At 60.6% G+C, this 12914-nt stretch carries 14 protein-coding genes; all 14 read left to right on the top strand.

The genetic code is table 11. The features are described from left to right. The first annotated feature begins 146 nt into the window (after positions 1-146). Positions 147-488: a 50S ribosomal protein L19 gene (gene rplS, locus GDJ93_RS06900; protein ID WP_006236098.1), complete on the top strand. Its 342-nt coding sequence runs from the start codon at positions 147-149 to the stop codon at positions 486-488. Positions 489-581: 93 nt separating this feature from the next. Beyond that, positions 582-1370 (top strand): ribonuclease HII, encoded by a 789-nt coding sequence (gene rnhB, locus GDJ93_RS06895; RefSeq protein WP_152068234.1) that lies wholly within the window; start codon positions 582-584, stop codon positions 1368-1370. Positions 1371-1559: 189 nt separating this feature from the next. Further along, the gene (locus GDJ93_RS06890; protein ID WP_152068233.1) at positions 1560-2045 is read left to right on the top strand and encodes a YraN family protein; all 486 of its coding nucleotides are present in this window, start codon (positions 1560-1562) and stop codon (positions 2043-2045) included. Continuing rightward, a complete protein-coding gene (locus GDJ93_RS06885) occupies positions 2045-3568 on the top strand; it encodes a YifB family Mg chelatase-like AAA ATPase (RefSeq protein WP_035138568.1) in 1524 nt (507 codons plus the stop codon). The genes GDJ93_RS06890 and GDJ93_RS06885 overlap by 1 nt, the downstream gene beginning before the upstream one ends. Then, positions 3568-4500 (top strand): DNA-processing protein DprA, encoded by a 933-nt coding sequence (locus GDJ93_RS06880; RefSeq protein ID WP_148331238.1) that lies wholly within the window; start codon positions 3568-3570, stop codon positions 4498-4500. Before GDJ93_RS06885 ends, GDJ93_RS06880 begins: the two co-directional genes overlap by 1 nt. Before the next feature lie 14 nt (positions 4501-4514). Then, positions 4515-5852, top strand: coding sequence for a methylenetetrahydrofolate--tRNA-(uracil(54)-C(5))-methyltransferase (FADH(2)-oxidizing) TrmFO (gene trmFO / locus GDJ93_RS06875; protein ID WP_152068232.1), 1338 nt, complete (start codon positions 4515-4517; stop codon positions 5850-5852). Continuing rightward, the gene (locus tag GDJ93_RS06870; RefSeq protein WP_152068231.1) at positions 5849-6769 is read left to right on the top strand and encodes a tyrosine recombinase; all 921 of its coding nucleotides are present in this window, start codon (positions 5849-5851) and stop codon (positions 6767-6769) included. The genes trmFO and GDJ93_RS06870 overlap by 4 nt, the downstream gene beginning before the upstream one ends. Positions 6770-6988: 219 nt before the next feature. Continuing rightward, positions 6989-7717 carry a 30S ribosomal protein S2 gene (gene rpsB, locus GDJ93_RS06865; protein ID WP_006236109.1) on the top strand — a complete coding sequence of 243 codons (729 nt, stop codon included), beginning with the start codon at positions 6989-6991 and terminating at the stop codon, positions 7715-7717. Positions 7718-7762: 45 nt separating this feature from the next. Continuing rightward, positions 7763-8632, top strand: coding sequence for a translation elongation factor Ts (gene tsf, locus GDJ93_RS06860; RefSeq protein WP_022094736.1), 870 nt, complete (start codon positions 7763-7765; stop codon positions 8630-8632). A gap of 118 nt (positions 8633-8750) precedes the next feature. After that, on the top strand, positions 8751-9473 hold the full coding sequence (gene pyrH / locus GDJ93_RS06855; RefSeq protein ID WP_035138557.1) for a UMP kinase: 723 nt from the start codon (positions 8751-8753) through the stop codon (positions 9471-9473). A gap of 2 nt (positions 9474-9475) precedes the next feature. Next, positions 9476-10012, top strand: coding sequence for a ribosome recycling factor (frr, locus tag GDJ93_RS06850; protein WP_152068230.1), 537 nt, complete (start codon positions 9476-9478; stop codon positions 10010-10012). Between the two features lies 1 nt (position 10013). Next, a complete protein-coding gene (gene uppS / locus GDJ93_RS06845) occupies positions 10014-10808 on the top strand; it encodes an undecaprenyl pyrophosphate synthase (protein WP_152068229.1) in 795 nt (264 codons plus the stop codon). A gap of 2 nt (positions 10809-10810) precedes the next feature. Then, the gene (locus GDJ93_RS06840) at positions 10811-11710 is read left to right on the top strand and encodes a phosphatidate cytidylyltransferase (protein WP_226812518.1); all 900 of its coding nucleotides are present in this window, start codon (positions 10811-10813) and stop codon (positions 11708-11710) included. Then, the gene (gene dxr / locus GDJ93_RS06835; RefSeq protein ID WP_152068228.1) at positions 11710-12897 is read left to right on the top strand and encodes a 1-deoxy-D-xylulose-5-phosphate reductoisomerase; all 1188 of its coding nucleotides are present in this window, start codon (positions 11710-11712) and stop codon (positions 12895-12897) included. Before GDJ93_RS06840 ends, dxr begins: the two co-directional genes overlap by 1 nt. Positions 12898-12914: the final 17 nt, after the last annotated feature.

Here is a 12914-nt window from a genome sequence, read left to right as displayed (position 1 = left end):
CGGTTATCATGTGCGGGTTTTGTCTTTTTGTCTGCGTAAAAAATTGTTCTTGCAGCAGAAACCCGCGCGTGTATACTCGAATACGTTTGTTCAACTACGTGCCGGCCATGGTGGTACGGCACCTCTAGAAGAGTAAGGAATTGCACATGGATTACATCCGCGCAATCGAGCGTCAGCAGATCCGCGAGGACATTCCTCAGGTTCGCGTCGCCGACAACGTCAAGGTTCACTACCGCATTAAGGAAGGCGACCGCGAGCGCATCCAGGTCTTCCAGGGCGACGTCATCCGCATGGCCGGCGCCGGTGCCCGCGAGACCTTCACCGTCCGCAAGATGTCCTTCGGTGTCGGTGTTGAGCGTACCTTCCCGCTTCACAGCCCCAAGATCGCCAAGCTCGAGGTCGTTCGTCATGGTCGCGTCCGTCGCGCCAAGCTGTACTACCTCCGCGACAAGGTGGGCAAGGCTGCTCGCATCCCCGAGAAGCGCTAAGAAGATCGCAGCGTCTGTCCACTCGTTTGGACGTAAGGGTCACCTTCGGGTGGCCCTTCTTTTTATCTGATTTGCATGCAAGGAGGGCCTGGTATGGCCAATATGACGAGCTCGGTTTCGGCATCGCAGGTTGCCGGAGAGCTAGCGAGCGCAACGTTTGAGGAGATCCCCGCCCTCGTGGAGCATTATCGCGAGGACCCGCGCCAGCAGGTGATCAAGGCTTGTGAACGCGCCCTCAAACGCCATGCTAAGGAACTTGCCGAGCGCGAGCGCGTCAATGACATGTACGAGCTTATGCATGAGTTTGGCGGCGATGGGGTGGTCGTTGGTGTCGACGAGGTGGGTCGCGGATCGGTGGCCGGTCCCCTGACGGTGTGTGCCGTGTGCCTTCCCATGGAGCCGCGCGTCTGGGGCATTAACGATTCCAAAAAGCTCACGCCGGCGCGCCGCGAGTTGCTCTCAGTGAAGATTGCCGAGGTGGCGACGGCGATCGGTTTTTGCCATATCGCGCCTAAGGATATCGATGAGATGGGCATGGCCCGTGCTATCCGTACCGCCGTTGCGGGCGCCGTGGCCGATACGGGGCTCGAGCCCGACTGCGTCCTCATGGATGGCAACCCCTTGGGCGCTGTTCCTAACGAGCGCGATGTGGTGAAAGGCGATGCCAAGATCGCCTGCATCGCCGCAGCGTCCATCATGGCCAAGGTCACGCGTGACGAGATGATGGTCGAGTACGACGCCGAGTACCCCGAGTACCATCTGGCCGAGTCGAAGGGCTATGCGAGCCCCGAGCACATCGAGGCCATTCGCAAACATGGACTTTGTCCGCTGCATCGCGTGAGCTTTTGCGGAAACTTTCTGCAGACTGAGCGCCTTTTCTAGGCCAATTGTGGAGACAGGGACCTCTGGGGTTTTATAAACCTGCTGGTAGCGGGCCGTATGCAGCACCATTGCTGCGTACGGCCCGTTTTTTGAAGGCATTTGGTCAGCTTTTGGTTTGCTTTCGGTACTTACCCGCATGAAAGGTGCCCTCATCATCGGGGCAATGCAGTGTGCGGGAAAGGAGACCCCATGAGTGCCGCAAGCAAAAAGAGCAAGACGCAGCAGCTCAAGGAGCGTTGGGAAAACGGCGAGCTCGACTGCGGGGCGATGACGCCCGAGTTTATCAAGGGACTCAGTCCCCGCGAGCTGGGCATGCTGGGCGAGCTGATCACCATCGACTACTTTAACGAGCGCGGCTACACCTTGCTGGAGCAGGGTTATCGTTGCACCGAGGGCGAGGCCGATCTGGTGCTGCTCGATGAGCTCGACGATGTCGTGGTGATGGCCGAGGTCAAGACCAGACGCGTTGCGCTGGATTGCAACACGCGGGTCTTTCCCGAGGAGGCCGTGGACGCCCAAAAGCAACGCCGCTACCGCCGCATCGCAAGTTGCTATCTCATGGAGCATTATCCGCTCAAGGCGATTCGCTTCGATGCCGTGGGCGTCACCATCCGCGACGGGCATATTGCCGAGATCGAGCACCAGTACAACGCGTTCGATTGGCAGGTGTCGTGATGGCGTTCGAGACGTTTGCCGTTCACGCGGCCTGCATCCGCGGCGTCGAGGCGATTCACGTCACGGTCGAGGTCTCGCTTGCCGGCGGCGTTCCGGGCATTCAGATGCTCGGCATCCCGAGTATGGAGGTGATGGAGTCACGTGGTCGTATTCGCTGTGCGATGCGCTCGGCCGGCTTTGAGATCCCGCGCTCGGGCATTACGGTCAATCTGGCGCCCGGCGATATTCGCAAGACCGGTAGCGGCTTTGATCTGCCCATCGCCATCGCGGTTCTAGCGGCCGATGGTCAGATTCCCCGCGACAACCTCGATCGTTGTCTTATCGCCGGCGAGCTCGGCTTGGACGGCACGGTGCTTCCTGTCAAAGGCGAGGTGGCGTTTCAGCTATTGGCTCGCGACATGGGGCTGTCTTTTATCGCCGGCAGGTCCGACCAGCATGTGCCACTCGCGGGCGTGGATTGCGGCTTTATCGACCATCTGTCTCAGCTTGCTCACGGCATGGGCGATGCCGCACGGCACTACTTGGATTCCGAGGGTGTCGAGGCGACCTTTGAGCCCGAGCTCGACTATGCCGACGTGCTGGGGCAGGAAGTCGCTAAACGCGGCATGGCGCTTGCGGCGGCAGGAGAACTCGGCTTGCTCATGATCGGGTCTCCGGGATCGGGCAAGACGATGCTCGCACGCCGTATGACCGGCATCCTGCCCGAGCTTTCCGTTGAGGATCAGCAAGAGGCACTGTGCATCCATTCGGTTTTGGGTGAGAACATTGATGGCTTGTTGGCGGGGCACCGCCCCTTCCGCAGTCCCCACCACAGTATTTCGACCGCAGGCCTTATCGGCGGCGGGCGCCCGGTGCACCCGGGTGAGATCAGCCTTGCTCATGGCGGCGTGCTCTTTTTGGACGAGCTTGCCGAGTTTCCCACTGGCGTGCTGCAGACGCTGCGTCAGCCCATCGAGCGCGGCTACGTGAGGATCGTACGCGTCGACGGGGCTTTTACCTTCCCGTCGCGCTTTCAGCTGCTGGCTGCGAGCAATCCCTGCCCCTGCGGCTTTTTGGGCGATCGCGAGGTGCCGTGTCGCTGCTCGGCGGCGATGGTCGAGCGCTATCGGTCTAAACTGCGCGGTCCTTTGGCCGACCGTATCGACATGATGATCGATGTGACCCGTCCCGACCCTCAAGTGATTATCGAGGGTGCGGAGGGCATGTCGTCGGCCGAGTTACGTGACTACGTTGTGCGCGGTCGCGCCTTTCGCGCTTGGCGCGAATCCCGCATGGACGATGCGGATGCCGAGGCCGAGGATGACGAGACACGGTCCATTGACGGCGTCGTTTCGACCTTTGAGCTCGATGATGCGGCGGAGAAGTGTGTGCTCGGCCTGTCGAAGCGCACGCATCTCACAGGGCGTGGCATCGTGCGCCTTGTTCGCATTGCGCGCACGATCGCAGATGTCGCCGAGAGCGAGCAGGTGACGCAGGACCACGTGCTCGAGGCGGCGATGTACCAGGGAAGGAGGGACCAATGATGGCTGAGGGGACCTTCGAGCTGCATCCAGGTGACGCGTTGTATCCCGAGACCGTTTTGGAGCTTTCTGATGTACCTCAGACGCTCTATGTGCGCGGCAACCCCGAGGCGCTTTCGACGCCCGCGCTCTCCATCATCGGTGCGCGAAAGGCCTCGCCGTATGGTCTTGCCGTGGCAGAGCTTGCGGCGAAGGTGGCGGTTGAGGCGGGAGTGACGGTAGTTTCGGGCGGTGCGGTCGGTTGTGACCAGGCCTCGGGTTGGGCTGCGGTCAACGCCGGCGGCAAACACGTTGTGGTGCTGGGGACGGGCGCCGACGTGGTCTACCCGCGTTCGAGCGCGGGGCTGATTACGCGCACGCTTGATACGGGTGGCGCGGTCGTGTCGATCTCTCCGTGGGGCATGGGTCCGCGCAAGTTCGCCTTTCCGCGCCGCAATCGCGTAATCGCGGCCCTGTCGCAAGCCCTCTTTGTATCCGAGGCGGGTATGCCTTCTGGGACGTTTTCCACAGCCGAGGCTGCTATGGATTTGGGGCGCGAACTTCTTGCCGTGCCGGGGTCGATTCTATCGCCCGAGTCGCGTGGCACGAATTATCTCATTGCGAACGGTGCCTGCTGCATCGTCGACGAGGAATCTATCGAGATGGCTATCTCACGCATCTACGGAACCCTGCGCTACTCGCGCCCCGATGCTCCCGGCATTGCCGACCTGGATCCAACGCAGCAGACCGTGATGCATGCGCTCATCGCCTCTCCGCTCAAGGTCGACGACATCGCGGCGCTCGTCTCGCTCGATGCTGTCGGCGTACTCAAACTCTTGGGTTCGCTTGAACTCGAGGGTCTTATCGAGCGCATGATGGATGGAAGGTATGCGCCCTCCAAGTTTGCCCTTCACGCCCAGACACCCTTCGGTCACAATGGAAAACGTGTCAATTAGAAAGGTGTTTGCAGATGCAGTTCGATCAGGTGACAGTTATCGGTGGCGGTCTGGCGGGTTCGGAGTGCGCGATCCAGCTGGCAGATCGCGGTTTTGCCGTAAAGCTGTGCGAGATGCGCCCCCAGGTGAGCTCCCCGGCTCACCATACCGATCACCTGGCAGAGCTCGTCTGCTCGAATTCGTTTAAGTCGACCCGTCCGGATTCCGCGGCTGGTTTGCTGAAGGCCGAGCTTGAGCGCATGGGTTCAGTCCTGCTCGATTGCGCCCATCGCGCGGCTGTTCCCGCCGGCGGTGCCCTGGCGGTCGACCGCGTCAAGTTTTCCGAGCTTGTCGAGGCCGAGGTTGCCGCTCGTCCCAATATCGAGGTCGTGCACGGCGAGGTCACGCAGATTCCCGAGGGTCACGTGGTCATTGCCGCGGGCCCGCTGTGTTCACCGGCGCTGAGCGAAGAGGTTATGAAGCTCGTCGGTGGCGATGCCCTGGCATTCTTTGATGCGGCGGCGCCGATCGTCGATGCCTCCACGCTCGATATGGACGTGCTGTTCTCGCAGTCGCGCTACGAGGAGCAGGGGGGCGGCGACTATCTCAACGCTCCGCTCAATAAGGAGGAGTACGAGGCCTTTATCGAGGCGCTTACCACGGCCGACCGCGTGGTGCTCAAAGACTTTGAGGGCGGCGATCTGTTCCAGGCTTGCCAGCCTGCCGAGGAAGTTGCGCGCACCGGCAAGGACGCCATTCGCTTTGGCGCCATGAAGCCCGTCGGCCTCACCGACCCGCGTACCGGACGTCGCCCCTGGGCGGCGATTCAGCTGCGTGCCGAGAACAAGGAGAAGACCGCCTATAACCTGGTGGGCTTCCAGACCAACTTGACCTTTGGCGAGCAGAAGCGCGTCTTCCATATGGTGCCGGGCCTGGAGAACGCTGAGTTCTTCCGCTACGGTGTCATGCACCGCAATACCTTTGTCGACGCCCCGCATGTGCTCGATGGCACCTTTGCCGTGCCCGGTACCGGTGTGCGCCTGGCCGGTCAGATCACCGGCACCGAGGGGTACATGGAAGCCGTGGCGACCGGTCTGCTCGCGGCGCTCAACACCTATGCCGAGGCTATCGGTGCCGCGGGCGTCGAGTTGCCGCGTGTGGGCGCCCTGGGTGCGCTCGTGGGCTATGCGACCGATCCTGCCACCGTGGGCTATCAGCCCATGCATGTCAACTTTGGCCTGGTGCCGCCGCTCGAGGATGGTAAGCGCCGCAGCAAGCGCGACCGCTACCAGGCCTATGCGGACCGTGCGCTCGAGGCCCTCGATGCCTACTTGGCCACGCGTTCCGACTTGTTTGGAGGCGACCGGTCATAGCCTTTGACCTGTACGACACCGTCGACTCGTTTATCGCCTATATCGCACGCGTCGAGGGACTTTCTCCCAACACGGTGACGGCCTATGGCTCGAGGCTGGAGCGCTTCGCTGCCTGGTGCGAGCGCGAGGATATCGATGCTTTCGCTGCCGACGTGCGCACCATTCGTCGCTATCTTGCCGAGCTTTCGCGTGAGCAGGTGGCTCCCCGAACGCTTGCGGCGCACCTGTCGACTATTCGATCTCTCTATCGCTGGATGGCTGCCGAGGGGATTGTCGAGGGCGATGCGGTCTCGGCGATCGCATCGCCCAAGCTGCCGCGTGACCTGCCGGGTGTCCTTACGACCCAGCAGGTTGAGGCGCTGCTCAAGACGCCTGATACCTCGACGCCCGCGGGACTGCGCGATGCGGCGATGCTTGAGTTGCTCTATGCCTCCGGCGCGCGAATCTCGGAGCTCGCGGCGCTCAACGTGGAGTCTATTGGTTGGTCCGAGCGAACGCTGCGACTTTGGGGCAAGGGGAGCAAGGAGCGTATCGTCCCTCTGTATCGTCGTGCGCTCGATGTGACGCGTCTCTATATTGAGGAGGGGAGGCCGGAGTTGCTCGCTCAGGCAAAGCGCCGCGACCTCGCTACTGGGCCGCATCCGCTGCTTATATCGGCGCGTGGCAATCGCATGAGCGCCGCCATGCTCCGGCGGCGGTTCCATACGCTGGCGACGCTCGCCGGCATTCCGGCCGACATCGCCCCGCATGCGATGCGCCATACCTTTGCGACCGACTTGCTTGAGGGCGGTGCGGACCTGCGCTCGGTTCAAGAGCTGCTGGGTCATGCGAGCCTGTCCACGACGCAAATCTACACGCATCTCACGCCCGATCGGCTCAAGCGTGCCGTGGCTCAAGCCCATCCCCGCGGCGAATAGTGGCTGGGACGTCCCGCGCCGCACCGAGGTGTGTGGTTTTGATTGCGGGTTGGCAGGAAGAAGCATTCCTGCTATCATTCATCGGGTTGCTTCACGGCAACATGTTTTTATCACGCACGCGCGGCTACTTCATACCGTGGTGCCCGGGCTTTGGTAGCACATGTCCGGGTTGGTTTTGGAGGATGACCCCGCGCGGAGGCAAACCACAGGAGGTTTAACATGGCTACCAAGATTAATATCCGCACCCTGCTCGAGGCCGGCTGCCACTTCGGTCACCAGACCCGTCGCTGGAACCCCAAGATGAAGCCGTTCATCTTTGGTGAGCGCAACGGCATCTACATCCTCGACCTCAAGCAGACCATCCTCGACGCCGACCAGGCCTATACCTTCGTCAAGAACGTCGCTAAGGGCGGCAACGTGCTGTTCGTCGGCACCAAGAAGCAGGCTCAGGAGGCCGTCAAGAACGCTGCTGAGCGCGCCAACATGCCTTACATCAACCAGCGTTGGCTCGGCGGTATGCTGACCAACTTCGTCACCATCCGCTCCCGCATCAACCGCATGGAGGAGCTCGAGGCCATGGTCGAGGACGGCCGCATGGCTGTTCTGCCCAAGAAGGAGCAGGCTGTTCTCGGCAAGGAGCTCACCAAGCTCCAGACCAACCTCGGTGGCGCCCGCGACATGAAGGGTCTGCCCCAGGCTCTCTTCGTCATCGACACCAAGCGCGAGGAGAACGCCATCAAGGAGGCTCAGCGCCTGAACATCCCCGTCGTCGCCCTGATCGACACCAACTCCGATCCCGACGAGGTCGAGTACGGCATCCCCTGCAACGATGACGCTATCTCCGCTGTCACCCTTATGTGCGAGCTCATGGCTGACGCCTGCCTCGCTGGCTCCGGCAAGGAGCAGGTCTCCGAGGCCGAGATGGCCGCTGAGCCCAAGGCCGAGTAAATCAGTCTTAGTTAATTCTTTTTCATCTCTTTGAAAGGAACCACAATGGCCCAGATTACCGCCGCTATGGTCAAGCAGCTCCGCGAGATGACCGACTCCCCGATGATGGAGTGCAAGAAGGCTCTCGTCGAGGCTGACGGCGACATGGACGCCGCTGTCGACGTTCTGCGTAAGAACGGCCTTGCCAAGGCTGCCAAGAAGGCTGGCCGTGAGACCAACGAGGGCGCTGTCGCCGCGTTCGTCTCCGAGGATGGCAAGACCGGCGCTCTGCTCGAGCTCTCCTGCGAGACCGACTTCGTTGGCTCCAACGCCAAGTTCACCGGCTTTGCTTCCAAGGTCGCTGAGGTTGTCGCTACCACCGAGCCTGCTGACGTCGACGCTCTGCTCGAGAAGCCGATGGGCGAGGAGACAGTTTCCTCTGAGCTCACCGAGATGATTCACATCATGGGCGAGAACATGAAGATCTCCCGCTTCGCTGCCCGCAAGGCCGAGAACGGCGCGCTCGCTTCTTACATCCACATGGGTGGTAAGATCGGCGTCCTCGTCGAGTTCGCCTTCGAGAAGGCCGAGACCGCTCAGGCTGAGTCCTTCAAGACCTTCGCTCACGACGTTGCCCTTCAGGTTGCTGCCGTCGCCCCGATCTGCGCTACCCGCGATCAGGTTCCGGCCGAGACCGTCGAGCACGAGAAGCAGATCTACATGGCCCAGGCTGCCGAGTCCGGCAAGCCCGAGGCTATCCAGGAGAAGATGGCTGTCGGCCGTCTGGAGAAGTTCTACAAGCAGTCCGTGCTCACCGAGCAGGAGTTCATCAAGGACAGCTCCCTCACCATCAAGAAGTACGCTGAGCAGGTCTCCAAGGAGCTCGGCGACACCATTACCGTCGTTGCCTTTGACCGTCTGGTCCGTGGCGAGTAAATAAGCTCTTGTAGCTGGTAATGAGCAGGCTGTGGGTTTTACTCACAGCCTGCTTTTTCATGGCTCTTCTTAGAGCCTTTGATAGAATGTTGAGAGTTCAATCTAAAGGAGGATCGCTTTGTCCGACATCCGATATAAACGCGTGCTTCTTAAGCTTTCCGGCGAAGCGCTGATGGGCGACGGCCAATATGGCATCGACCCCAAGGTTACCGACCATCTTGCTAAGCAGGTCAAGGAGCTGCTCGCCGTTGGCCATGAGGTCGGCGTCGTTGTCGGCGGCGGCAATATTTTCCGCGGCATGGCAGGCGCTGCCGGTGGCATGGAGCGTGCTCAGGCCGACTACATGGGCATGCTGGCAACCGTTATGAATGCGCTCGCCCTGCAGGATGCCTTCGAGCATAACGATGTTCCCTGCCGCGTGATGAGCGCTATCCAGATGAACGAGATCTGCGAGCCCTATATTCGCCGTCGCGCCATCAACCACCTTTCCAAGGGCAACGTCGTTATTTTTGCCGCCGGTTCGGGCAATCCATACTTTACGACCGACACCGCCGCGGCTCTTCGTGCGTGCGAGATCGGCGCCGAGATTCTGATTAAAGCCACCAAGGTTGACGGCATCTACGACAAGGATCCCGTCAAGTGCGCCGATGCCGTCCGTTTTGACAAGATTACCTATCACGAGGTGCTCGTCCGTGGCCTGCAGGTTATGGATTCCACGGCTACGGCATTGTGCCAGGATAACCGTATGCCGATTTTGGTCCTCAACATCGATGGCGAGGACACCGTCAAGCGCGCGCTTTCGGGTGAGCCCGTCGGCACGCTCGTCTATCAGGAGGATTAAGCATGGCAGAGAACATCACCGCCCATATGGACAAGTCGCTCGAGTCCCTCAAGCATAACTTCTCCAAGGTTCGTACCGGCCGCGCCAATGCCAACATTCTGTCCGACATCACCGTCGATTATTACGGTGTTCCCACGCCGGTCACTCAGGTTGCCGCCGTCAAGACCCCCGAGGCCCACATGCTGCTCATCGAGCCGTGGGATAAGGCGCTCATCAATGCTATCGTCAAGGCCATCGGCGCTTCCGATCTGGGTATTACCCCCAACTCTGATGGCACCGTCGTTCGTCTTCCGTTCCCGGCTCCCACTGAGGAGCGCCGTCACGAGCTCGTCAAGGAGTGCCGCGAGTACGCCGAGCAGGCCAAGGTGTCTATCCGTAACATCCGTCGCGACTTCAACAATAAGCTCGAGCGCGATGAGGAGCTCACCGAGGACGATGTCCGTCGCGAGCAGGCCAAGGTCCAGAAGCACACCGATGAGTATGTCGCCAAGGTCGAGGAGCTTCTGAAGGAAAAAGAAGCCGAGGTCATGGAGATCTAAGGTGCAATACGACGAGCATAAACTGGTCGAGTACTTTGCCGACGCCCCTGCGGGCGTCGGTTTTTCCGACCTTGACCTCAATAACATTCCGCACCATATCTCGTGCATCATGGACGGTAACGGTCGTTGGGCCACGTCGCGCGGTCTCGCACGCACCGAGGGCCACAAGGCGGGTATCGTCTCCCTTCGCGAGATTATTACCGCCTGCGTGCGTCTGGGCGTCGACGTGCTTTCGGCCTATGCGTTTTCTACCGAAAACTGGAACCGTCCGCAGCATGAGGTCAACGTTTTGATGCATCTGTTTGCCAAGACGTTCATCGACGAGCTGCCGCTTCTGAAGCGCGAAAACGTGCGCGTTGTCATTTTGGGTGACATTTCCGCGCTGCCCAAGAAGACCCGCGACGTTTTTGAACGCGGTCTTGCCGAGTGCGCCGATCACACCGGTATGACGCTGGCGCTTGCCGTCAACTACGGCGCGCGTGCCGAGATTACCCGCGCTGTCCGTCAAATCGCACTCGACACTGCCGCCGGTAAGATCGATCCTGCCGCAATTGATGACGACATGGTGGCTTCCCACCTCTATACCGCCGGTCTTCCCGATCCTGAGCTTGTGATTCGCACCTCTGGTGAGCTGCGCCTTTCGAACTATCTGCTGTGGCAGGTAGCTTATTCCGAGTTCTACGTCACCGATACCTATTGGCCCGACTTTGATCGTTGGGGCCTTGTCGACGCCATTTTGGCCTATCAGGGCCGTGACCGTAGGTTTGGTGGACTGAGCAAGACCGAGGAGGCTTAATCGTGTCCGATCGTCCCAAGGCAATTGCTCCCAAGACATCTGAGCGCAAGGCTGTCGCTGCGGGAGCGCCCGCAGCGAACAATGGCACCGGTTCGTGGCTTGCCGGCTTTATCACCCGTGCCGCCGCCGGTATCGTCTATGCCGTTGTCTTTATCCTGTGCCTGGTTTTGGGTATTGTGCCCACGGCCATCTTTGTTTCTGTCATGAGCGGTCTGTGCTGCTATGAGTTTTTCCGTATGACGAGGCTCGATGGCAAGATGGCTAACGAGCGCATGGGTATCGCTGCTGCCGTACTCTTTCCGCTGTCGGCGTTGGGCGATTCGATGTTGCTGAATGTCCTGCTTTTTGCCCTGATGCTCGCTGTGGGCATTTGGTATGTCTGGTCGCCGCGTACCCGCATCTCTGATGTGGCCGTGACGCTCATGGGTCCCATCTACACTGGCTTTATGCTGTCGGCTATCGTGCTGCTGCGCGATGCCGTGCCCGGTTTTGCCGGCGCCCTGCTTTCGGTGGGCGTTTGTGCGTCCCTTTGGGTCTCCGATTCGTTTGCCTACATCGTGGGCAGCCGTATCGGTAAACACAAGATGGTTCCCAAGATCTCTCCCAAAAAGAGCTGGGAGGGGTTTGTCGGCGGCATCCTGGGCTCGGTTTTGATTTGGCTCATCCTGTGGGCGACGCACTTCTACAAGCTCAGCCTGCCCTATGCGCTGCTGTGCGGCGTGGTCGTGTCCGTCCTGGGCGTTATCGGAGACCTCATCGAGTCGCGCATCAAGCGCGGTGTGGGCGTTAAGGATTCCGGTAACCTTATCCCGGGCCACGGCGGCATGCTCGATCGTAGCGATTCGCTTATCTTTGGCTGCATTACCGCGCAGCTGCTTTTGATGATCGGAGGCGTGCTGTAATGTCCTTCCAGACGACGTATGGCCCCGATGGACGTCTCCGTGTTGCCATCCTGGGTTGTACGGGCTCTATCGGCACCCAGGCGCTCGATGTGTGCCGCCAGCATGCCGATCGCCTGCAGGTGACGGCGCTGTCCGTTAACTCCAGTACCTCCGAGCTCGTTGCCGCTGCCCGCGAGTTCTCGGTTCCGGCGGTTGCCGTGGCCGATGTCGCTCATGGCGATGACGCCGTGCTGCAGGAGTTGCCCAAGGGAACGAAGCTCGGCCTTGGCGCGCAGGCGGTTTGCGAGCTCGCGCGTCGCGACGATGTCGACTGCGTGCTCGTTGCTATTGTGGGCGCCGCCGGTCTCGAGGCGAGCCATGCGGCCTTGACCTCAAATAAGCGCCTTGCTCTTGCCAACAAGGAGTCCCTCGTCGTCGGTGGCGACTTGCTTATGCCGTTGGCACAACCGGGCCAGCTTATTCCAGTCGACTCTGAGCACTCCGCCATCTACCAGTGCTATCTGGGAGAGGACCCGCGCGAGGCTCATTGTATTTGGCTCACCTGCTCGGGCGGTCCGTTCTTTGGCCGCACGCGCGACGAGCTCAATCGCGTGACGCGTGCCGATGCCCTCGCACATCCCACGTGGGCCATGGGCGCCAAGATCACCATCGACTCCGCCACCCTCATGAACAAGGGCCTAGAGCGCATTGAGGCCATGCATCTGTTTAACTGCGACCTCGATTTCATTAACGTGGTCGTGCAGCGTCAGTCCAAGATTCACTCTATGGTCGAGTTTGCCGACGGCTCCGTGATGGCGCATCTCGGTGCTTCCGACATGCGTATTCCCATCCAGTTTGCGTTCTCGTATCCCGAGCGTTGGGATACCCCGGCGCCTCGTATCGATTTCCGCGAGCTGGGGCAGCTCACGTTTGATGCTGCCGACATGGATACCTTCCGCTGTCTGGCACTGGCCGAACGTGCCGGCAAGACGGGTGGCACCATGCCGTGCGTGCTCAATGCCGCCAACGAGGTCGCCGTCGATGCCTTCCTGCACGATGGCTGCAGCTTTACCGATATCGATCGCATTGTGGAATCCTGCATGGATGCCCACGATATGCAGGCGGTCGATTCGTTTGAGCAGCTTCGCGACATCGATGCGTGGGCGCGTGAAAAGGCTGCGCAGGTGCTCGCTGCAACCCGTTCCTAACCCATAAGGATTGCTTT

The organism is Collinsella aerofaciens, from assembly GCF_902501475.1.
GTDB lineage: Bacteria > Actinomycetota > Coriobacteriia > Coriobacteriales > Coriobacteriaceae > Collinsella > Collinsella aerofaciens_AL.
Note: the sequence above shows the minus strand (reverse complement) of the source record. Positions and strands in the feature narration are given on the sequence as shown.